Origin of the sequence: Mycobacterium appelbergii, from assembly GCF_032883035.1 — a bacterium.
Taxonomy (GTDB): domain Bacteria; phylum Actinomycetota; class Actinomycetes; order Mycobacteriales; family Mycobacteriaceae; genus Mycobacterium; species Mycobacterium appelbergii.
The window spans coordinates 181,598-203,174 of record NZ_JAMQTH010000009.1 but is presented as its reverse complement, the minus strand read 5'-3'; the positions used below and the strand labels follow the sequence as shown (position 1 = coordinate 203,174).

The following is a 21,577-nucleotide window of genomic DNA, read 5'->3' as shown; positions in this document are numbered from 1 at the left end:
CCAACGAACGTCGACGTCGCTGTGCACGATCGCCTGACGTTGTCGCCCAACTGCGGCCGCTGCGGTGAGACAGTGCTTGGGACACACGGTATTTCGATACGAGGATGGTTCCGCGCAGTCATGACTGACATTCGTTCCACCGCACAGACCGTCTCGAGCGTGGCCGGTCGTGACGGCGGCACACCGCTCGGGCTGGCGGCGCTGCTGGCGGGGACCGTGGTGGGCACCGTCAGCAACAACGTCGTCAATGTGCCGCTCGGCGCGATCATCGACGAGTTCGACGCGCCACTGGGCAACGGTGTGTTCGTGGTGGTCGGCTTCCTGGTCTGCTTCGCGGCGACGATACCGCTGGCTGGTTGGTTCGGCGACCGATTCGGGCGCAGACGCGTCTACTGCGCGGCGCTGCTGGCGACCGCGGTCTGTGCCATCGGCGCCGCGACCGCGCCGTCGTTGCAGCTGCTGATCGCATGGCGGTCGGTGGGCGGGGTTGCTGCGGCTGCATTTGCCCCTGCCGTCATGGGTTTGATCGCATGGATGTTCGCCGGGCCGCGGCGGGGCCGGGCGATGGGAGCGTGGGCATCGGCCAACGGCATCGGACAGGCCATCGGCCCCACGCTGGGCGGTCTGGTGGCCGACAGTTGGGGATGGCGCTGGGTGTTCGTCCCGCTGGTGCCGGTGGCGCTGGCGGGTTTCGTCGGGACGTTGCGCTACGTACCCCGCTATCCGGGCACCAGGATGCCGTTCGATCTGGCCGGGGCGGCGGCACTGACAGTCGGTTCGGCGCTGCTGATGCTGGGGCTGGCGTTGGTGTCACAGCCCGATGTCACGGGCTGGTGGGCGATCGGCGCCGTCGCGGTCGGCGCCGTCGCGTTGGTCTGGTTCGGTTGGCACTGCACGCGGTCGCGGACCCCGTTCGTCAATGTCCGGTTGGTCGCGGAAACGCGATTCGCGCGCAGCTGCCTGGCGGCGTTTGCCCAGATGTTCTGTCTCGGCGCGACATTGCTGGCTGTGCCGCTGTATCTGGTCGGCAACTCGGTGTCGATATCGGCCGCCGGGATCGTGCTGTTCACCGTGCCTGCCGCGATGGCGATACTCGGTCCCTGGGTCGGGCGGTGGCAGGACCGGCTCGGCCCCAGACGTGTGTTGCGTAGCGGCCTGGTACTGCTGATGACGGCCCAGGTCGCGTTGGCGGTCACCATGGCCCACGGCCGGCTGCTGCTGCCCGCGCTGATCGCTGCACTGGTGGCAGGCGGTATCGGTATCGCGCTGGTGCAGACACCGGCGGCCACCGGCGCGACCCGCTCGCCCGCCGGAGATCAGGGCACCGGGCTCGGCGTGTTCAACCTCGTCCGGTTCGGCGGCTCCGCCTGTGGTGCGGCATGGGTGGCCGTCGCGCTCGAGGTGGCCGGCTACCCGGCCGTGTTCGCCGTGTGCGCGGTGATCGTGGCGCTCGGGCTGGCCGGATCGTTCGCCGGTCCGGACCCGCAGCCGGTGTGATCAGCGGAAACTGGCTTCCCGGTCGATCGCGGAGTGCACTTCGTCGAGGAGGTCGAGGCGGATTGCCAGCCACACGGTGAACTGGTTCTCGGGGACCCTGATGTCCATCCCGAGCAGCCGCGAGATCCGGTCCAACTTGCCCAGCATGGTGTTGCGATGCACATTGAGCACCCGCGCCGTGGCGTTCACGTTGCCGCCCTCGGCCAGGTAGGCGCTGAGCGTCTCCAGCAGGTCCGGGCCGGAACGCAACGGCCCCAACGTATCCCGAACCAGGTTGCGGCTCTGCTCGGTCTCCGCCACCTGCGCCAAAACGGTGAAGCCACGCAGTTCCTGATACGACGTCGCGCCGGTGCGGTTCAACCGGCGGGCGATCCCGAGTGCGACACGGGCCTCCCGATAGCTCTCCCGGACCTCGCCGGCGCCGCAGGCCGGGCGACCGTATGCCACCGGGGCGCGCAGGCCCCGACGCCGCTCCAGCTCGAGCGACATGGCCTGCGCGTATTCGGTCATCTCCGCGCGCATCGCCGCGCCGTCCTGGCTGCGTAGCGTGCGGACCACGACCAGAACGTCGCCGATCACGGTGACGTAGGCATGCACAGCCCGGTGCGGGGCGACGCCGGCCGCATAACGGGCCAGGCGGACCATGTTCGCGGTCGGATTGTCCACCCGGCGGGGCAGCACCCCCGGCGCGACGAACACCCCGAACCGGGCGTCCAGTTCGATGTCGTGGTGCTCGGCGCGGGCCCGCATATCGTGTTCGCTGGAGAAGCTCCCGTGCACCAGCGCCTGCACGAAATCTCCTCGGGCACGCTCTTCGGCTTCGTCGACGCTGCGTTGCCGCAACATCTCCGAACCGATGATCGCGGTGGCCTGATCGGTCAGCACTTCGTACCGGGCCAGGTCGTGGCTGCCGGGCGTCGCGGTGGGAGCGAGGACCACGACCCAGCCTTCGAACGACTTGCCCAGCCGGATCGCGCTGGCAACACACGTCCAGGTGCTGTCCTGCAGGCCCGTGACCGGTTGTATCCGGGTGTCGTGCCCGTCGGAGCGGCGATCGGCGGCAGGCACGTCGGCCGCGAGCATCTCCTTCACCGAATCGGCCAACGGTGCAAGTGTTTCCGGCGTCAGCCCGTTGTGGGCCACCACGTGTCCCCGGGAGTCCAGCGCGACCGCGGGTGTGCGCGCCAGGTTGGAAACCTCCCGGACCAGGATCTGCAGGCCGGCACCACGGTGGAACAGGCCGGCAAGTGATGCGTGCACCTGCGTCGAGTACCGCATGACGTGCACTTCCTGGCTGAGTGCGCGCTCCGCGAGGAGGCGGTTGAGGGCGGCGAAGCCGACCGGGATGCCCAACTCGATGACCACAAGTCCATCGGGAAGCCGGCCCAGATCGGGCGGTATGACGCCGTCCACCAGCAGGGCGGTGGCTCCGCGGGCGGTCAGCGCGGACAGGGTGGCGCCCTTTGCCGCCAATGACTCCGGCCGCGCGTAAACCGCCACCGCGTCGAGTGGGTCGTGTTGGGACAGGACTTCATTGAGTGGCAGCACCCAGCTCAACTCGACGTCGAGCCGGTCCGTGCCCGCGGTGATCCGGGCGCCGGCCATGAGTTCCTCGTCGAGCAGGCCCTGCACGGTCATGCGCCCGCTGTCGGTGGGTGGTTCCGTCACGTCGACCCCCGTGCTCGTTGTGTGCGTTCTGTATCGAATACCGGACTGCTCGGCACAGACACCATGTGCAACTTAACCGACGACGAGCACTAATTCAGGTCATATTGACCATCCCGTCCGGGGCCTGCGGATTGATAGACATGCCAGCGTCAGCCGATACCGACTGCTGCGAGAGAGCGAAGAAACCATGCACCGAATTCACCGCATCACCCTCGACGACGCGCTGCCACTGCTGGCCGCCGGTCGTGCGAAAGCCGAGGAACTCGGCGTCAAACAAACCCTGTGCGTCTGCGATGACGGCGGCAACGTCCTTGCCCTGCACCGGTTGCCGGGTGCCCGGCTGACCGGCGTGGACATCGCCATCGCCAAGGCCTTCACGGCCGCCGGCCACGAGCGTGCCACCCATCTGTTCAACGAACCGCCCGGGGGCCCGGCGCTGCCCGGCAACGAGGCGTTCGGCATCAGTCACATGCTGCCCGGCAAGTTCGCGATCTTCGTCGGCGGGTTTCCGCTGGTATTCGACGGCCAGATCGTCGGCGGGGTCGGGATCAGCGGCGGAAACGGTGAGCAGGACAAGGCGGTGGGTGCGGCGATGCTGTCGGAGTTCGACGCATTGACCGCGGCGGTCGCCCGGGCGTGAGCCACCGCGGGTGTGCACCATGACCCGTCAAGGGAGTGACCGCCGGTGATTGTGACCATGGCTGACGCCCGGCGCTCTAGCTAATCTCCCTGGTACCCAAGTGTTTTCACCGAAAGGATTGATCGATGACCCAGCTGCTCGGGCGCGACGAATTTCGCGCCGAACTCGAGAACGCCATCAAGGGCCGCGAGGCCAAGAACGCGTCGTTCTCCAAGGCATGGGCGGACGGCCAGCTGAGCAAGGAGCACTTCGCACGGTGGGCCGAGAACCACTACCACTACGTGGGCCCGTTCGCCGACTACCTGGCCAACATCTACTCCAACACCCCCGATGAGTTCACCGGCGCAAAAGATTTCACGCTCCAGAACATGTATGAGGAGGAGCTGGCCGACATCCGGCACACCGACCTGCTGATCAAGTTCGGTGAGGCGTGCGGGACGACCAAGGAACGCATCGAGGATCCGGCGAACATGAACGCGATCACCCGCGGACTGCAGGCCTGGTGCTATGCGGTTTCGCAGCGCGAACATTTCGTGGTCGCCACCGCGGCATTGGTGGTCGGCCTGGAATCCCAGGTACCCAGCATCTACACCAAGCAGATCGTGCCGCTGCGTGAGGTGTACGGATTCAGCGAGGACGAGATCGAGTTCTTCGAACTGCACATCACCTCGGATGTGGTGCACGGCGAGCGGGGTTACCAGATCGTGCTGGACCACGCCGACACCCCACAGCTGCAGCAGCGGTGCCTTCAGCTGGTGCGGTGGGGCGCGGAGATGCGCTTCTCCTACACCAAGGGACTCTACGACTACTACGTCGCACCGGACCTGGAACCGGCGTCCGTCTGATCCCGTCCCCGCCGTCTCGAGAGAAGGGTTGCGCCATGACCGCTGATTGGATTGCGGTGGCGAGTGTCAAAGAGCTCGGCCGCCGCCGCAAGCTCCGGGTGGAAATCGACGGCCTGGCCATTGCGCTGTTCGAGGCGGCGGGGCGGGTGTACGCGTTCGCCGACCTGTGCATTCACCAGGACCGTTCGCTGGTGAAGGGAACGTTGTTGCACGGCAAGGTGATCTGCCCCGGCCATCAATGGCAGTTCGACCTCGAAACCGGATACGAGGAGAGCCAGGACCGCTGCCAGCCCACCTATCCGGTGCGGGTCGAAGCGGACACCATCTACGTCAACACCGCGGCACGGATGAGTCCGGTGGCCGCTGGAAAGGAAGGGCAGGCATGACCGGCCGAACATTCGTGACCGTCGGCGCGGGGCAGACCGCGGCCGTGGCGGCCCGCACGCTGCGCCGCCGGGGGTTCGACGGTCGCATAGTCCTCGTGGGCGACGAACCGTATGCGCCCTACCAGCGACCGCCATTGTCGAAGGAATTCCTCACCGGCGCAGACTCCTTCGAGACGCTGCAGATCCTGCCCGACGCCTGGGTGGCCGACAACGACGTCGAGATCATCACGGGCGCGACAGTCACACGGGTGGATCCTGGCGCCCGTACGGTCGAGCTCGCCGGGCGGGCATCGCTGCGCGCCGACGCGGTGCTGTTCGCCACCGGTGGACGCCCACGCACGCTGGCCGTGCCAGGACCACGACCAGAGCTTGTGCACTACCTGCGTACCGTCGACGACGCCCGTCGGCTGCAGGCTTCACTCACCCGTGGACGCCGGCTGGCGGTCATCGGCGCAGGCTTCATCGGGCTGGAAATCGCCGCGACCGCACACACTCTCGGCGTCGAGGTCACTGTTGTTGAGGTGGCCGAGGTGCCACTGGCAGGCATCCTCGGACCGCGTATCGGCACCGAAGTCGCCCGCATGCACCGCGCCAACGGCATCGATCTACGCACCAACGTCGCCGTCGACGGGCTGCGCACCACCGCCGACGGCGTCGTCGTCTCCTACGGGGGCGGCCAGTCGTTGGAGGTCGACGCCGTGGTGATCGGCGTCGGTATCACGCCCACCACCGCGGTCGCCGAAGCCAGCGGCCTGGCGATCGACGACGGCATCGTGGTGGACGAGCAAGGTCGCGCGTCGATCCCCAATCTTTTCGCAGCAGGCGATGTGGCCCGCCGCTACTCAGAGCGGGCCGGGAACCATGTGCGGCTCGAACACTTCGACAACGCCAACCGGCAGGGCGCTGCCGTGGCCAACGCGATGCTGGACCGGGTTGCGGTCAACGACGACGCACCGTGGTTCTGGTCCGACCAGTACGACCACAACATCCAATTCCTCGGCGCCGCAACAGCTGAGGTGGTGATCCGCGGTGATCTCGACACGCTCGACTTCACTGCGTTCTACCTGGATGACGATGCCTTGCGGGGGGTGTTCAGTCTCGACCGTGGGGAAGACGTGATGGTGGCGCGCGAACTGCTCGGGCGTCGAATCGACCGTGACGTGTTGCGGGACCATGACGCCGACCTGTGGGAACTGGTGGACTCTGAGGAGGTGGTGGTCTCATGATGACCGCCAACTTTATTGATGGGCAATGGATCCCGGCGGTATCCGGCCGGACATTCCAACGGCACAACCCGGCCGATCCTGATCAGGTGATCGGCAGCTTCCCGGCCTCCGATGCGGCCGACGTCTCGGCAGCTGTCGACGCATTGGAGAAGGCAGCGCCGGAGTGGGCCGCCACCGCACCCGAGCGGCGCGCGGCAATCCTGGAATCCGCAGCCACACACATCGAATCCCGTGCCGATGCGCTGATCGCCGAACTGGTCGCCGAAGAGGGCAAGACCACCGCCGAAGCCACGATGGAGATCAGCCGGACCCCGGCGAACCTGCGGTTCTACGCCGGTGAGGCCACACGATGCACCGGGACCACCTACCCCGTGGCGGGGGAGGGACTGGTGTACACGCTGCGCGAGCCGGTCGGGATCGTCGGGGCGATCACGCCGTGGAACTTTCCGTTCAACATCCCGTCGCGCAAGATCGGACCGGCCCTGGCCGCCGGGAACCCGGTGCTGTTCAAGCCGTCCGAGATCACGCCGCTGATGGGGCAACGCCTCGTCGAGGCACTGCTGGCGGGCGGATTGCCGCCTACCGTGATCGCGCTGGTGCAGGGCGACGGGACCGCAGGCGCGGCGGTCGCGGCAGACCCACGGGTCGCCGCGGTGACCTTTACCGGCTCGACGGCGGTCGGCAGGGCGATCCACGGGGCCGTCGGACCGGACCGTCGGGTGCAGCTGGAGATGGGCGGCAAGAATCCGGTGGTGGTCGCCGAGGACGCCGACCTGGACGCGGCGGCCGCCCTGATCGTCAAGGGTGCCTTCGGTCTCAGCGGGCAGGCCTGCACCGGAACCAGCCGGGTTATCGCGGTCGACTCGGTGCACGATGAGCTGCTGGACCGCGTGGTGGCGAGAACCGAGGCGCTGCAGGTCGGCCCGGGCGACCAGCCCGGCGTCACGATGGGGCCACTGGCCAGTTCGGCCCAACTCGAAAAGTTCCTGCACTACGTACAGGCCGGTGTCGCCGAGGGAGCCACCCTTCGGTGCGGTGGGACCACGATCGGCGAACGCGGCTACCTCGTACGGCCCGCGGTGTTCGCCGATGCGTTACCCACCATGCGCATTGTCGCCGAGGAGGTGTTCGGCCCGCTGATCGCCTTCCAACGCGCCGCCTCACTCGAGGAAGCCATCGGGCTGGCCAATGCCACCGAGTACGGGCTGAGTGCCTCGATCGTCACCTCGAGCCTCGCGGCGGCAACGCATTTCGCACATAAGTCGCGTACCGGTCTGGTCAAGATCAACCAGCCGACCACCGGCATGGCGATGAACGCCCCGTTCGGCGGCTACAAGGCGTCGAGCACCCAGACCTACAAGGAGCAGGCGGGCGCGACGTTGATGGAGTTCTACACGCTCGAGAAGACCGTCTACCTCACCCCGACCTTTTAGTATCAGGAGTTTGAATGGAATTCGAGCGAGTTGCCCGGTCGGGTCAGGTGCCCGAAGGCATGGTGCGCCGGTTCTTCGCGGGCGATCACGAGTTCGCGGTGGCCCGCTTGAACGGCAAGGCCTACGCAACCTCCAACTACTGCACGCATCTGGACTGCATGCTGTCGTCAGGGAAGCTCGTCGATGACGGCATCGGATGTTCTTGTCACGGCAGTGCGTTCGACCTGGAGACCGGTGAGCCGATCTGCCCGCCTGCCACGGTTGCGATCAAGACCTACCCGGTGCAGGAACGCGACGGGGAGATCTTCGTCGGTGTCGATCCGGGGGAGATGCCCGTCGGTCCGCGGCGGCGACGCAAGGGAGCGTGATCGGGGTGCAGCGGCCTTCTGCGCTGTCGGTGGGCGGGATGGTCAGCAGCAGTCATCCCGCCGCGAGCTTCGCCGGCGCCCGGGTGCTTGCCGACGGCGGTAACGCGATCGACGCGACGCTGGCGATGGCCGCGGTCACCTGGCTCACACTGCCGGGGCAGTGCGGAATCGGCGGCGACGCGTTCGCGGTGGTGCGCGAGCCCGACGGTCGGGTGTGGACGATCGGCGGGTCCGGGTTCGGTCCCGACGGTGCCACCACGGAGTTGTACCGCGAGCGCGGATGCACGGGCATTCCCCTGGATGGAGCGTTGGGCGTCGCGGTCCCCGGCGCACCCGCCGCGCTGGCGGCCATGCACGCGCACGGGGCGAGCGTCGCATTGACCGAATTGTGGGAACCTGCTGCGCAATTGGCCGACACCGGCCTGCCGTGCTCGGCCAAAACGGCCGACGACGTGCGTGAGGCGCTGGCTGCGATCCGAGCCGACGCCGGACTGGCCGCGGTCTATGCACCGACCGGCGAGGCGGCGCGGATCGGGAACCGCTTGGGCCAACCTGATCTGGCGCGCACCATCCGGCGCCTGGCCACCGACCCCGACTACTTCTACACCGGCGAGTTCGCGCAGCGTGCCGTCGAGGTGCTGGGCGCGGCGGGCGCACCGTTCAGCGGTGACGAATGGGCGGCGACCGCGGCCGCGGTGCCCGAGCCCGCCATCACCGGTCGGTACGCCGGGGCCACCATCCATCAGACGCCGCTGCCGACACCGGGCTGGATGGTGTTGCAGCAGGCTGCTTTGTGCGACGGGGCGGTGGGTGGCAAGCCATGGCTGAGCGCCGAGGCGATCGATCGCATGGCCCGCGCGGCACGCATGGCTTTCCAAGATCGCTTCGAGCGGTGCGGCGGCGATACATCGGGAGCACGAGATGTGCTCGACCGCAACCATATCGAGGAGCAGCGTCGGCAGTTGTCGGCTGCAGTGGAGGACCGGCTGGCGTTTCAGGTGCACGCCGGTGACACCACCTGCACGGCCGCCGTCGACGCCGACGGCCGCTCGGTCTCGTTCATCCATTCGCTGGGGTTCACCTTCGGGGCCAAGCTGACGGTGCCCGGCACCGGCGTGGTGCTCAACAACCGGCTCGGCCGGGGCGCATATCTGATCCCGGGTCACCCCAACGAGGTCTCGCCGCGGCGCAAACCCCTCAACACGCTCAACGCGTGGATCGCCACGGGTAAGGACGGCGAACTGGTCGCGCTCGGCAGCATCCCGGGCGGCGACGGGCAGGTGCAGTGGAACATGCAGCTGATCTCACACCTACTCGATCACGGGCTCGATCCGGCCGCCGCCGTGTCCGCGCCCCGCTTCACGGTCTTCCCCGGCTCCGACGCCGACGTGATCGGCCGGCCCGCCGAACTGCGCGTCGAGGCGAGGATCTCAAAGGAGACGCGCGACCGGCTGGGTGCCCTCGGGCATCAGGTCATCGTCCAGCCGGCCTACGGGGGCGGCGGCAGTGCCCAGGTGATCCGGCGCGACGAACGCGGAGTGCTGCAGGGCGCCGCCGATCCCCGCCAGGAGGGTGTGACGATCGGCGTCGACTGACGCCCCTGGCGAGGTGCAACTGGATGCGGCTGCATCGTGACCGGTTGCCCGGCAACCATTTTCACTGCAGAAACAATGACGTCACATTGCTGTTCCGCCCGGCGGCCCAGAGTGCACCGTGCACAGAGACCCTCTCCCGACCAGGGCACTGTGCCCTTTGCCTTCGACGAGAAGAACTCCTAAATTTCTGGTGTAATCCCGATCACACAACGGGTCCGTTCTGCGCTTTTCCCACGAACTCCCGCCGTCACGACCACAGCCGTCCTGCAGCCCGGGGCGGCGTACCGAGTCCAACCGGAGATAACATGCACCTCGCCGCCGCACATTGGGTCTACCTCATAGGCGTAGTTTCGCTGATCGGCTTCATGGTTGCGCGCAAGGGCGTCGTGGTGCCCGCCATCATCGCCACGTTCCTGACGGCGTGGGTCTACACGGGCGACTTCGTGCAGGGCATCGGCAGCGTCTTCAGCGCCAGCGCCGTGGCGATCACAGAGTTCCTGAACATATTCCTCGTACTGGCCGCCGTGATGGCGATGGTCGGCGCGATGAAAACCATTGGCGCCGAACAACGGATGATCGCCCCCATCGCGCGTCTCATGAAGAACAGCACGGTGTCCTACTTCGTCCTGTTCGGCGTCACCTACCTGTTGTCGATGGTGTTCTGGCCGACGCCCGCTCTGGCGCTCGTCGCACCGTTTCTGCTGCCCGCGGCAATCCGGGCCGGCCTGTCGCCGCTGGCGGCTGCCATGGCGCTCGCGATCGCCGGGCAGGGCATGGCGCTGGCTTCGGACTACGTGATCGGGGTCGCCCCGAGTCTCTCGGCGAGTGGCGCCGGGGTCTCGGCAGACCTGATCGCCAACCGGGCCCTCATCCTGAGCTGGGTGGTCGGGGCCGTGGCGATCACCCTGACCTATGTGCTCCATGTCCGGGGCGGCGGCTTGCAGCGCCTGCGGCGCCTGGGCACTCGGCAGACCGTTGTGGCGAGTGTGGGTACCGGTCCCACCGTTCCGGTTGACTCCCTCTCCGTCCCGCGTGGCCAGGCTGTGGCAACCAAAACCAGACCGCCGGTGACGTCCGACGGCGCGGGGGATGGCCCTGCGGCAGGGGATGATTCGGACGGCGAAGCGCAAAACGGCGTCTGGACCCGCTTGTTCGCCATCATCGTCCCGATCGCGTTCGCCGGGCTGATCGCCTACATGCTGCTCGGAAAATTCACCGAGTGGGTGCCCGCGCCGGAGAGCGGCAACGGTGCGGCACTCGTCGGCGGGCTCGCCCTGATCCTCACCCTGGTCCTCACGCTCACCACCGGTGGCCAGGACCGTCTGGCGCAGGTCGGCGAGCACTTCGTCGACGGCCTGGTGTTCGCCTTCCGGGCCATGGGCGCGGTGATTCCGGTCGCCGGCTTCGTGCTCATCGGCATCGCGGATTTCGCCGGTCGCATCATGTTGCTGCCCGAGGACGCCACCCCGCCCTCGATCCTGTTCGACATCATCCTCAGCGGTGAGCGCTTCATTCCGGACAACCAGGTGTTGATCATGTTCGCCATGCTCGTGGCAGGCATGCTGATCGGCCTGGACGGGTCGGGATGGACCGGCCTGCCGTTCACCGGCGGATTGGCCGACGCGCTGGCCCACTCGTCAAGCCCGGAAGTCACCGCCACCTTCGCCGCGATCGCCCAGAATGCCGCGGGTTGGACGGGTGGCGGAACGCTGATCATCTGGTCGTCGCTTGTCGCGGTCGCCGGCTTCACCGAAGTTCCGGTCACCACGCTCGTTCGAAGATTGTTCCTTCCTGTCGTGGCCGGGCTCATATTGAGTGTGGTTGTCGCAGCGTTAATTTGGTGATCACCCCGCCCCGAATCTCCACATCTTGACCGGAAAGCATCGAAAGCATTGCAGTAGAAGGGAAACGATTGATGACCACGCTCAAACCAGCCATCGACCTGACCGGAGATGTCGTGATCGTCACCGGAGCCACCGGCGACATCGGCACCGAGTACGTGTGCGCCCTGGTGGCCGCAGGCGCCGATGTCGTCGCCACCGACGTGGCCTCGGCCGAGGCGAAAGGACAGGACCTCGTGCAGGGCGCCAACGACATCGGCCCCGGCAAGGCAGTCTTCCGGGCCGGCGACGTGACATCTGACGCGGACCTCACCGACGTTGTTGCGTCGGCGGTGGACCGCTTCGGCGGGCTCGATGCAGTGGTCAACAACGCTGCCATCTACCGGGGGCTCGGGCCGAAACGGCCGCTCGGTGAACTCAGCACCGATGACTGGGACACGGTCCTGCGCGTCAACGTCCGTGGCACCTGGCAGGCGATCAAGGCTGCTGTGCCTGCGTTCATCGAGCGCGGCGGCGGCCGGGTCGTCAACATCAGCTCCACCGTGGCCCGGGCGGGTGTACCGGGCTTCGCACACTACGTCGCGTCCAAGGCCGCGGTGGACGGGCTCACCCGCGCGGCAGCGAAAGAGCTGGGCGCCCACAACATCCGGGTCAACGGCGTGGCACCCGGTTTGGTGTCCGACTCTGCCACCGAGGCGATCAACCCCGACGGCTACGCGGCCCGCTCCGCTCAGACCCGTGCGTTGGCCCGCGAAATGGAGCCAGGGGATCTGGTGGGCGCCGTACTGTGGCTCGCCAGTCGGTCCAGTGGTTTTGTCACCGGTCAGACGATCCTGGTCGACGGCGGGCAGGTGTTCGCATGACGATCGCGCCTGCGGCACCGGTCGACTCTGCGGCGTGGGGCAGTGAAGAAGACGCCGCGCCAACAGATCCCACACTGCTCACGCCGCTCGGGCACGTCGCAGCGACCGCTCCGGAAGCGCTCGACCGGGCGGTCACCGCGGCGCATGCCGCCCTGCGACCATGGTCGGTGGATCACCGTCGCCGCAGCACGGTGATGCTGCAGTGGGCGCAGAACCTCGTCGACCACTCCGACGAACTGGTGGCGGCGCTGGTCGCGCAAACCGGAAAGCCGCTGCGCGAAGCGCGCGTCGAGGTGCTCGGCGCCGCCGAAGCGCTCCGCTACAACGCCGGGTTGTGCCGTCACATCGGCGGACACGCCGGGACGCTGGCCGATGGCAACATGCTGCACGTCGTGCGCGAACCCGTGGGCCCGTCGGCGTTCATCGTTCCGTGGAACTGGCCGGTGCTGCTGCTTCTGCGTGACCTCTCGCCGGCCCTTGCCGCCGGCGTCACCGCGGTGGTCAAACCCTCGCCGCAGACAGCACTGGTGACACTGCGGGCTGTGGAACTCGGCCACGAGGCCGGCGTGCCGGAAGACGTCGTGCAAACGGTGATCGGCGATGCCGCGGTGGGTGATGCGTTGGTGCGCCACCCCCTCGTGCGGGCAGTGTCATTCACCGGATCCACCGATGTCGGTCGGCACATCATGAAGACCGCCGCGCAGGATATGACCCGTCCGCTGCTCGAGCTGGGTGGCAAAGGCGTCGCAATCGTGTTCCGGGACTGTGACATCGACCGCGCCTGCGACGCCATCCTCTCGGCGGCGTTCATCACTGCCGGCCAGATGTGTATGGCGTGTACGCGGGTACTGGTGGACGCCGAGGTGCTCGACCGGGTCACGGCACGGATAGTCCAGGGCGCGGGTGCATTGCGCGTGGGCGATCCGCGGTCGGAGGAGACCGATGTCGGACCACTGATCTCGCTGAGCCATGCCCGCCGGGTGCTGCAACTGCTCGAGGATGTCCGCCATGACGCCACGGTGCTGGTCGGGGGAGAGGAACTGCACCCTGGGGGTCTGCGCGGGGGTTTCGTCTCACCGGCAGTCGTCACCGATGTCGACGTGAATTCGCCCATCGTGCAACAGGATGTCTTCGGGCCGGTGGTCACCATCGAACCCTTCGACAACGAAGACAACGCGGTCGCCGCCGCCAATGCGACTCCGTTCGGTCTGGCGAGCGCGGTGTGGACCGCTGATGTCGGCCGTGCCTGGCGCGTCGCGTCCACGGTGGCGGCGGGCACGGTCTGGGTCAACGGTTACAACAAGTCCGCCCCGGAGATGCCCAGCGGTGGATTCAAGTCTTCGGGTCTCGGTCGTACCCGCGGCATCGAGGGGCTGGAACAGTTCACCGAGGTCAAGAGCGTCCACTTCTCGATGGACGACAATCGATGACAGGTATGCCGACGAGCGTCCGCTCGGCGGCCGAGCAGATCAGGGCCGGTGACCTGACACCGTCGGACCTGCTCGACCTGTCGATCACCCGCATGCGGCAGGTCGATCCGCTGTTGCAGGCATTCGTCGCATTCGACGAGCAGCGGACCCGTGACGACGCCGCGACGCTGACGCGGGAGGCGGCCGCCGGGCGGATCCGTGGCCCGCTGCACGGAGTTCCGGTGGCCGTCAAGGATGTCGTCGACGTGGCGGGCATGCCCACCCGCGGCGGCTCCAGGGTGACCGACGCGGCGCCCGCGGTTGCCGACGCCGTCGCGGTCTCGCGACTCCGTTCCGCGGGTGCACTCATCCTCGGCAAGACCCGCACCCACGAGTTGGCCCACGGCGTCACGACACCGCCGAGCCGCAACCCCTGGGATCCCGAACGGATTCCCGGGGGCTCCAGCGGTGGATCGGCCGTGGCCGTCGCCTCGGGGCAGTGCCTCGCGGCGATCGGCAGTGACACCGGCGGATCCGTCCGCGTCCCTGCGGCGCTGTGCGGGGTATCCGGGTTGCGCCCGGCGCGCGGCGACGTGCCGGTCGACGGCCTGCTCGGCTTCTCGCCGCGCCTGGACACCTGCGGGCCCATCGCCCGCGACGCGCTCGATCTCACCCTGCTCTTCGAGGTCCTGTCCGACCGTGCCTGCCCTGCACCCGTAGTCCGCGGCATACGCATCGGAACGGTGGGCCCCCGCGACATCGGCGAACTGTCCGATGGCGTGGCAGAAGGCGTCGCAGAGGCCGTGCAGGAACTGGCGGCCGCAGGCGCCGAAGTCTGCACCGTCGAAGTCCCGTCCTTCCGGGCATGGAGCGCCCCCCGAGCGGCATACGTGCTGGCGGACTTTCTGGACACCCAGCGCAGCGCGGGGTTCTACCCCCGACACCGTGATGCCTACGGCGAGGAGGTCGCGAGCTATCTGCGCCAGGCCGAACGAATCACCCCGGCGGCCCGCGCGGCGGCCGTCGACGAACTCGAGCGTCTCGCCCGTGGGTTGCACAACGGCATGTCCGGCGTCGACGTCCTCGTCCTGCCGACCACGCCGACCCCGGCGCCGCGGGTGGCCGACTGCGTGTTCGACCCGCACGCGCAGGGTCGCGCGAGCGTGATCGAGACCCTGATGCGGCTCTGCGGGCCCTTCAGTTGGTGCGGTTTCGCCGCGGTGACGGTGCCCTGCGGAAGCGCACCTGGCAGACTGCCGGTCGGGATGCAGATCGCCGGCCGGAACAGCGCGACAGTACTCGCGGTTGCCGCGGCCTATCAGGCTCGGACGGCGCATCACCTGCGGGAGCCGGCAGCGATTTCGCGAGTGTGACGCCACTGCGAGAAACTCGCCGAGACCTGACAGTACGTTCACGCTGGGGGCGCGAATGCACCGATTTGGTGCATTGACGGTGCTCACCTAGTATGTAGGGGTTGCCTTGGGCAGACCTCGGTTGACTGTGCGTTTGAGTCAGCCCCGCGTGCCCTTCGGGAACAAACAAAGACCGCGCACGACCAGGTCGGTATCTGGCGTGCATACAAAACCAGGTCAGGAGATCGAGTGATTCAGCAGGAATCGCGGTTGAAGGTCGCCGACAACACGGGCGCCAAGGAGATCTTGTGCATCCGTGTGCTTGGCGGCTCGGGACGGCGTTACGCCGGCATCGGTGACGTCATCGTCGCGACCGTGAAAGACGCCATCCCCGGCGGCAACGTCAAACGGGGCGACGTCGTGAAGGCCGTCATCGTGCGCACCGTCAAGGAGCGCCGCCGCGCCGACGGCAGCTACATCAAGTTCGACGAGAACGCCGCCGTCATCATCAAGCCCGACAACGACCCGCGCGGAACCCGCATTTTCGGTCCGGTCGGTCGTGAACTGCGCGAGAAGCGCTTCATGAAGATCGTCTCGCTGGCCCCGGAGGTTTTGTAATGAAGGTGCACAAGGGCGACACCGTGCTGGTGATCTCCGGTAAGGACAAGGGTGCCAAGGGCAAGGTCATCGAAGCCTTCCCCACCCGCGACAAGATCCTGGTCGAAGGCGTCAACCGGATCAAGAAGCACACCGCCGTTTCGAGCAACGAGCGTGGCGCGTCCTCGGGCGGCATCGTCACCCAGGAGGCGGCCATCCACGTGTCCAACGTGATGGTGGTCGATTCCGACGGCAAACCGACCCGCATCGGCTACCGCGTCGATGAGGAGAGCGGCAAGAAGGTCCGCGTCTCCAAGCGCAATGGCAAGGACATCTAGAGATGACTACCACTGAAAGCCCTGCGAAGACCCTCCCGCGCCTCAAGCAGCGCTACCGCGAGGAAATCCGCGACTCGCTGCAGCAGCAGTTCGAGTACGCCAACGTCATGCAGATCCCCGGCGTGGTCAAGGTTGTCGTCAACATGGGTGTCGGCGACGCCGCCCGTGACGCCAAGCTGATCAACGGCGCCATCAACGATCTGGCCCTCATCACCGGCCAGAAGCCCGAGGTGCGCCGGGCCCGCAAGTCGATCGCCCAGTTCAAGCTGCGCGAAGGCATGCCCATCGGTGCGCGCGTCACGCTGCGCGGCGACCGCATGTGGGAGTTCCTGGATCGGCTGATCTCCATCGCACTGCCCCGTATCCGCGACTTCCGCGGACTGTCGGCCAAGCAGTTCGACGGCACCGGCAACTACACGTTCGGGCTGACCGAGCAGTCGATGTTCCACGAGATCGATGTGGACTCCATCGACCGGCCCCGCGGTATGGACATCACCGTCGTCACCACGGCGACGAACGACGACGAAGGTCGCGCGCTGCTGCGGGCGCTGGGCTTCCCGTTCAAGGAGAACTGAGCAGATGGCAAAGAAGGCGCTGGTCCACAAGGCCAACAAGAAGCCCAAGTTCGCGGTCCGCGCATACACGCGGTGCAACAAGTGCGGACGCCCGCATTCGGTTTACCGCAAGTTCGGGCTGTGCCGCATCTGCCTGCGCGAGATGGCGCACGCCGGTGAGCTGCCAGGCGTGCAGAAGTCCAGCTGGTAACACAGCTGAGCCGCTAGCACGCATCCACAGACCCAATCCAAACAGGTTGCGGTAGGCCCCCCAAGAAATTGGACACAGTGGGAACCGCCGCGAGGAAGGTGAGCCGGTTGTCATGACGATGACTGACCCGATTGCAGACTTTTTGACACGTCTGCGCAACGCCAATTCGGCGTACCACGACGAGGTGACCCTGCCCCACTCGAAGATCAAGGCCAACATGGCCGAGATCCTCAAGAAAGAGGGCTACATCACCGATTACCACACCGAGGATGCTCGGGTCGGTAAGTCGCTGGTCGTCGCACTCAAGTACGGCCCCAGCCGTGAGCGCAGCATCGCGGGCCTGCGCCGGGTGTCCAAGCCCGGACTGCGGGTGTACGCAAAATCCACCAATCTGCCACGGGTACTCGGCGGCCTGGGCGTGGCGATCATCTCCACGTCCTCGGGCCTGCTCACCGACCGCCAGGCAGCTCGACAAGGCGTGGGCGGCGAAGTCCTCGCTTACGTCTGGTGAGGGGATAAAAGACATGTCGCGTATTGGTAAGCACCCGGTCCCGGTTCCCAGCGGGGTCGATGTGACCATCGATGGTCAGAATGTGTCGGTCAAGGGCCCCAAGGGCACCCTGACCCTGGATGTCGCCGAGCCGATCAGGGTCGCTCGCGGCGACGACGGCGCCATCGTGGTGAGCCGGCCCAACGACGAGCGCGAGAGCCGCTCGCTGCACGGGCTGTCCCGCACCCTGGTGGCCAACCTGGTCACCGGTGTCACCGAGGGCTACGTCCGCAAGATGGAGATCTTCGGCGTCGGCTACCGCGTGCAGCTCAAGGGTTCCAACCTGGAGTTCGCGCTCGGTTACAGCCACCCCGTGGTGATCGAGGCACCCGAGGGCATCACCTTCGCGGTGGAGACGCCGACGAAGTTCTCGGTCTCGGGCATCGACAAGCAGAAGGTCGGTCAGATCTCGGCGGTCATCCGTCGGTTGCGCCGCCCCGACCCGTACAAGGGCAAGGGCGTGCGCTACGAGGGTGAGCAGATCCGCCGCAAGGTCGGAAAGACAGGTAAGTAGAAATGGCTGCTAGCACAACACAAGCATCCGCACGTAAGCCGGTGGGGCAGAACATCTCGGAGACCCGCCGCAATGCACGGCTGCGTCGTCACGCCCGTCTGCGCAAGAAGGTCGCCGGCACTGCCGAGACGCCGCGTCTGGTGGTGAATCGGTCGGCACGGCACATCCACGTGCAACTCGTCGACGACCTGGCGGGCGCCACGATTGCGGCTGCCTCGTCCATCGAAGCCGACGTGCGTGCGGTCGACGGTGACAAGAAGGCCCACAGCGTGCGCGTCGGTCAGCTGATCGCCGAGCGCGCCAAGGCGGCCGGTGTCGAGACCGTGGTGTTCGACCGCGGTGGGTACACCTACGGCGGCCGGATCGCCGCGCTGGCTGATGCCGCGCGCGAGGGCGGGCTGAAATTCTGATGACTGTCAACGAGAGGACTGCATGATGGCCGAGCAGGCAACATCTGGTGCCGGCGGCCCAGGTGCGTCGGATAACCGTGGCGGCCGTGGTGACCGGGACGGCCGTGGCCGTCGCGATGACCGCGGTGGCCGTGGCGGCCGCGACGGCGGCGACAAGAGCAACTACATCGAACGCGTGGTGACGATCAACCGGGTTTCCAAGGTCGTCAAGGGCGGCCGCCGGTTCAGCTTCACCGCGCTGGTGATCGTCGGCGACGGCAAGGGCATGGTCGGCGTCGGCTACGGCAAGGCCAAGGAAGTTCCTGCCGCCATCGCCAAGGGCGTCGAGGAAGCGCGCAAGAACTTCTTCCGCGTTCCGCTGATCGGTGGCACCATCGTGCACCCGGTGCAGGGCGAAGCGGCTGCCGGTGTCGTGATGCTGCGCCCGGCCAGCCCCGGTACCGGTGTGATCGCCGGTGGCGCCGCCCGTGCGGTGCTGGAATGCGCCGGCGTGCACGACATTCTGGCCAAGTCACTGGGCAGCGACAACGCGATCAACGTGGTGCATGCCACCGTGGCCGCGCTGAAGATGATCCAGCGACCGGAAGAGGTGGCGGCCCGTCGCGGTCTGCCCATCGAGGACGTCGCGCCGGCCGGGATGCTGCGCGCGCGTCGGGAAAGCGAAGCGCTGGCTGCCGCAGCGGCGCGGGATGGATCGGCGTAAACCATGGCAGAGCTCAAGATCACCCAGGTGCGTGGCACCATCGGTGCCCGCTGGAAGCAGCGGGAAAGCTTGCGGACGCTCGGACTGCGGAAGATCCGCCAGTCGGTGGTCCGTGAAGACAATCCGCAGACGCGCGGTCTCATCAAGACCGTGCATCACCTCGTCCAGGTAGAGGAGGTCTGAGAACGATGACTCCGATCAAACTTCACGATCTGAAGCCGGCGCGCGGCTCGAAGACCGCCAGGACCCGCGTGGGCCGTGGTGAGGGTTCCAAGGGTAAGACCGCCGGTCGCGGCACCAAGGGCACCAAGGCCCGCAAGAACGTCCCCGCGACGTTCGAGGGTGGCCAGATGCCCATCCACATGCGGCTGCCGAAGCTCAAGGGCTTCAAGAACCGCTTCCGCACCGAGTATGAGGTCGTCAACGTCGGCGACATCAGCAAGGCGTTCCCGAAGGGTGGCGCCGTCGGCGTCGACGAGCTGGTGGCCAAGGGTCTGGTTCGTAAGAACAGCCTGGTCAAGGTGCTCGGCGACGGCAAGCTGGCCGTCAAGGTCGACCTCACCGCACACAAGTTCAGCGGTAGCGCCCGCGAGGCGATCACTGCCGCAGGTGGTTCGGCCACCGAGCTGTAGATTTTCCTGATGAAAGGCCCCCGCTGCGGCGGGGGCCTTTCGCGTTGGAGGCAGACCGGGGGATCTAGGTGAGCTGTGGAACGACCTCGGCGGCAAGACGTTCCAGCTGTTCGCGGTCTTCGGCGACCGTTGCGCAGGCCGGGTTGAGCAGAATGGTCTCGGCGCCGGCGGCGATGACCTCGCGAAGTCCGCGCACCACGTCGTCCGGCGTGCCCGCCACCGGAACCGATTCGATGCCCGGTCTCGTGTCGTAGATGCGGCGCAGCCCGGCCAGCACGCGTTCGCGGGCCCTGTCGGCATCGTCGTCGACCATCAGGTACACCCGCTTGCCGACCGTGAAAGTCGAAGGGTCCCGGCCCTGTTCGTCGATCTCGCCGCGCAGCACCCGGACCGCATCGGCGAATGCCGCTGTGCTCGACGAGCCCGCGCCCATGAACGCGTCGCCGTGCCGGACCGCCCGGGCAAGTGCCCTGGGTGCGTGGGCGCCGAACCAGATCGGTGGATGTGGACGCTGTATCGGCTTGGGCGTGATCGGCAGATCGTCGACGTCGCGGAACTGCCCGTGAAAGGTGACCCGCTCTTCGTCCGACCAGGCCGCCTTCATCAGGTTCAGCCCCTCGGTGAAGCTCGCGATGAACGTCGAGGAGTCCACGCCGAACGCTGGAAACTGCCGGAAACCTCCGCCGGGGGCGACACCGACATCGATGCGGCCGTGGCTGAGCCGGTCCACCGCAGTGATCGACGACGCCAACTGCAGTGGATCGTGCAGCGAGGTCACCAGCACCGCGACGCCCAGCCGCAGCCGCGTGGTGCAGGCCGCGGCGTAAGACAGCAACTCCAGCGGTGCGATCAGCGGGGTCAGGCCGACGGTCTGTTCCACCGTCCAGCCTGCCTCGAAGCCGAGTTCCTCGGCGCGGGCGACATAGTCCTTGAAGCCGGCCGCGTCGAACCTGTCGCGGTCCAATTGCGGCAGAGAGATGGAGAATCGCACCGCTCCCACGGTACGGGCCGGCAGCCGAGAGTTCGCGCCAGCGCACCGCGGGATACGACTACCGCATGGCCCGGCCCGCAGTCCTGGCGGCCGCGAGAAAGGCCAGGACAGCGGGTGTGGTCCCGTCGGTGTGGTACGCCACTCCGATGGACAGCTGTGGGTGCGGCCCACGGATCGGGCGGTAGGTCACGCCATGACGGTCGAGTCGTTGAGTTCGTGAGGCGATGAATCCGATGCCCACTCCTGCAGCGACTAGGGCGATGATCGATTGCGCGGGAAACGCTTCCATCGCGATCTTCAGGGTGAAGCCTGCCTCCTGGCACTGCCGGAGCACTGTGTCGTAGAGCTGTGGTGCGATCTGCCGGGGAAAGATCACGGCCTGTTCGTCGGCCAGGTCGCCGAGTTCCAAGGACTTGGCCGCCGTCAGCCGGTGATCGGACGGCAGGGCGACGTGAAAGGGTGCCCGCCCGATCTCCTGTACGGCCAGGCCACCTCCTTCCAATGGGGGGTGGATCAGACCGATGTCGAGGTCGCCCACCTGCAAGGCGCGTTCCTGTTCGGCCGTGGTCATCTCCTGCACCAGTACGCCGATATCCGGATGGGCCGTTCGGAACAGCGCAGCAATCTCGGGATAGACCACGTACAGGGCAGGAGCGGTGACGCCCAGACGCAGTTGGCCGATCTCGCCGCGATCGACGCGCACCGCCATATCGGCGGCTTCCGACATCTGGCGCAGCATCTTTCGGGCCTCGCCGAGGAACGCGATACCCGCCGGTGTCAGCGACACCATCCGCTTGTTGCGATGCGCGAGACGTACGCCGATCGCTTGTTCCAGTCGGCGGATCTGCTGGCTCATCGCCGGCTGGCTGATGTGGCAGCGCTCGGCGGCACGGGCGAAGTGGAGTTCCTCGGCCAGCGCGACAAAGTATTCAAGGCCTGTCCGGTCCATACCCC

The 21,577-nt window shown here is 67.2% G+C and carries 25 protein-coding genes; 22 read left to right on the top strand and 3 right to left on the bottom strand.

Features of this window, described 5'->3' with window-relative positions; all coding sequences use genetic code 11:
* Window positions 1-120: 120 nt before the first annotated feature.
* Entirely contained in the window at window positions 121-1,497 is a 1,377-nt protein-coding gene (locus M1247_RS21765; RefSeq protein ID WP_317158453.1) for an MFS transporter, read from the top strand.
* Here the strand turns inward: M1247_RS21765 and M1247_RS21760 are convergent, their stop codons facing one another.
* Window positions 1,498-3,135 (bottom strand): PucR family transcriptional regulator, encoded by a 1,638-nt coding sequence (locus tag M1247_RS21760; RefSeq protein WP_317158601.1) that lies wholly within the window; start codon window positions 3,133-3,135, stop codon window positions 1,498-1,500. It abuts the gene before it with no gap.
* A gap of 217 nt (window positions 3,136-3,352) precedes the next feature.
* On the opposite strand from M1247_RS21760, the gene M1247_RS21755 reads away from it, so the two are divergent.
* The 21 genes from M1247_RS21755 (at window position 3,353) to rplO (ending at window position 19,632) form a co-directional block, all read left to right on the top strand.
* Entirely contained in the window at window positions 3,353-3,805 is a 453-nt protein-coding gene (locus M1247_RS21755) for a GlcG/HbpS family heme-binding protein (RefSeq protein ID WP_317158452.1), read from the top strand.
* A 125-nt stretch (window positions 3,806-3,930) separates the two neighbouring features.
* On the top strand, window positions 3,931-4,650 hold the full coding sequence (locus M1247_RS21750) for an iron-containing redox enzyme family protein (RefSeq protein WP_317158451.1): 720 nt from the start codon (window positions 3,931-3,933) through the stop codon (window positions 4,648-4,650).
* Between the two features lie 35 nt (window positions 4,651-4,685).
* A complete protein-coding gene (locus M1247_RS21745; protein ID WP_317158450.1) occupies window positions 4,686-5,036 on the top strand; it encodes a Rieske (2Fe-2S) protein in 351 nt (116 codons plus the stop codon).
* Complete coding sequence (locus M1247_RS21740) at window positions 5,033-6,262, top strand: NAD(P)/FAD-dependent oxidoreductase (protein ID WP_317158449.1); 1,230 nt, start codon at window positions 5,033-5,035, stop codon at window positions 6,260-6,262. Before M1247_RS21745 ends, M1247_RS21740 begins: the two co-directional genes overlap by 4 nt.
* Window positions 6,259-7,695, top strand: coding sequence for an aldehyde dehydrogenase family protein (locus tag M1247_RS21735; RefSeq protein WP_410506916.1), 1,437 nt, complete (start codon window positions 6,259-6,261; stop codon window positions 7,693-7,695). Before M1247_RS21740 ends, M1247_RS21735 begins: the two co-directional genes overlap by 4 nt.
* A gap of 14 nt (window positions 7,696-7,709) precedes the next feature.
* Window positions 7,710-8,063, top strand: a complete 354-nt coding sequence (locus tag M1247_RS21730) for a Rieske (2Fe-2S) protein (RefSeq protein ID WP_317158448.1) — start codon at window positions 7,710-7,712, stop codon at window positions 8,061-8,063.
* A gap of 38 nt (window positions 8,064-8,101) precedes the next feature.
* Window positions 8,102-9,658 (top strand): gamma-glutamyltransferase family protein, encoded by a 1,557-nt coding sequence (locus tag M1247_RS21725; RefSeq protein WP_317158599.1) that lies wholly within the window; start codon window positions 8,102-8,104, stop codon window positions 9,656-9,658.
* A gap of 305 nt (window positions 9,659-9,963) precedes the next feature.
* On the top strand, window positions 9,964-11,502 hold the full coding sequence (locus M1247_RS21720) for a permease (RefSeq protein ID WP_317158447.1): 1,539 nt from the start codon (window positions 9,964-9,966) through the stop codon (window positions 11,500-11,502).
* Window positions 11,503-11,573: 71 nt separating this feature from the next.
* Window positions 11,574-12,362: an SDR family NAD(P)-dependent oxidoreductase gene (locus M1247_RS21715; protein ID WP_317158446.1), complete on the top strand. Its 789-nt coding sequence runs from the start codon at window positions 11,574-11,576 to the stop codon at window positions 12,360-12,362.
* Window positions 12,359-13,792, top strand: coding sequence for an aldehyde dehydrogenase family protein (locus M1247_RS21710; protein WP_317158445.1), 1,434 nt, complete (start codon window positions 12,359-12,361; stop codon window positions 13,790-13,792). The genes M1247_RS21715 and M1247_RS21710 overlap by 4 nt, the downstream gene beginning before the upstream one ends.
* Window positions 13,789-15,144: an amidase gene (locus tag M1247_RS21705; RefSeq protein WP_317158444.1), complete on the top strand. Its 1,356-nt coding sequence runs from the start codon at window positions 13,789-13,791 to the stop codon at window positions 15,142-15,144. Before M1247_RS21710 ends, M1247_RS21705 begins: the two co-directional genes overlap by 4 nt.
* A gap of 228 nt (window positions 15,145-15,372) precedes the next feature.
* Window positions 15,373-15,741: a 50S ribosomal protein L14 gene (gene rplN / locus M1247_RS21700; protein ID WP_137148880.1), complete on the top strand. Its 369-nt coding sequence runs from the start codon at window positions 15,373-15,375 to the stop codon at window positions 15,739-15,741.
* A complete protein-coding gene (gene rplX, locus M1247_RS21695) occupies window positions 15,741-16,058 on the top strand; it encodes a 50S ribosomal protein L24 (RefSeq protein WP_317158443.1) in 318 nt (105 codons plus the stop codon). The genes rplN and rplX overlap by 1 nt, the downstream gene beginning before the upstream one ends.
* A gap of 2 nt (window positions 16,059-16,060) precedes the next feature.
* Entirely contained in the window at window positions 16,061-16,633 is a 573-nt protein-coding gene (gene rplE / locus M1247_RS21690) for a 50S ribosomal protein L5 (protein WP_317158442.1), read from the top strand.
* 4 nt (window positions 16,634-16,637) lie between these two features.
* Entirely contained in the window at window positions 16,638-16,823 is a 186-nt protein-coding gene (locus M1247_RS21685; RefSeq protein WP_003892855.1) for a type Z 30S ribosomal protein S14, read from the top strand.
* Window positions 16,824-16,935: 112 nt separating this feature from the next.
* Window positions 16,936-17,334 (top strand): 30S ribosomal protein S8, encoded by a 399-nt coding sequence (gene rpsH / locus M1247_RS21680; protein ID WP_317158441.1) that lies wholly within the window; start codon window positions 16,936-16,938, stop codon window positions 17,332-17,334.
* A 13-nt stretch (window positions 17,335-17,347) separates the two neighbouring features.
* A complete protein-coding gene (gene rplF, locus M1247_RS21675) occupies window positions 17,348-17,887 on the top strand; it encodes a 50S ribosomal protein L6 (protein ID WP_317158440.1) in 540 nt (179 codons plus the stop codon).
* 2 nt (window positions 17,888-17,889) lie between these two features.
* On the top strand, window positions 17,890-18,297 hold the full coding sequence (gene rplR, locus M1247_RS21670; RefSeq protein ID WP_410506915.1) for a 50S ribosomal protein L18: 408 nt from the start codon (window positions 17,890-17,892) through the stop codon (window positions 18,295-18,297).
* Window positions 18,298-18,319: 22 nt separating this feature from the next.
* Window positions 18,320-19,000 carry a 30S ribosomal protein S5 gene (gene rpsE / locus M1247_RS21665; RefSeq protein ID WP_458695245.1) on the top strand — a complete coding sequence of 227 codons (681 nt, stop codon included), beginning with the start codon at window positions 18,320-18,322 and terminating at the stop codon, window positions 18,998-19,000.
* Window positions 19,001-19,003: 3 nt separating this feature from the next.
* Window positions 19,004-19,183, top strand: a complete 180-nt coding sequence (gene rpmD / locus M1247_RS21660) for a 50S ribosomal protein L30 (protein WP_317158439.1) — start codon at window positions 19,004-19,006, stop codon at window positions 19,181-19,183.
* A 5-nt stretch (window positions 19,184-19,188) separates the two neighbouring features.
* Window positions 19,189-19,632 carry a 50S ribosomal protein L15 gene (gene rplO / locus M1247_RS21655; RefSeq protein ID WP_317158438.1) on the top strand — a complete coding sequence of 148 codons (444 nt, stop codon included), beginning with the start codon at window positions 19,189-19,191 and terminating at the stop codon, window positions 19,630-19,632.
* A 64-nt stretch (window positions 19,633-19,696) separates the two neighbouring features.
* Here the strand turns inward: rplO and M1247_RS21650 are convergent, their stop codons facing one another.
* Entirely contained in the window at window positions 19,697-20,623 is a 927-nt protein-coding gene (locus M1247_RS21650) for an LLM class flavin-dependent oxidoreductase (RefSeq protein WP_317158437.1), read from the bottom strand.
* A 58-nt stretch (window positions 20,624-20,681) separates the two neighbouring features.
* A complete protein-coding gene (locus M1247_RS21645) occupies window positions 20,682-21,572 on the bottom strand; it encodes a LysR family transcriptional regulator (RefSeq protein WP_317158436.1) in 891 nt (296 codons plus the stop codon).
* Window positions 21,573-21,577 lie beyond the last annotated feature (5 nt).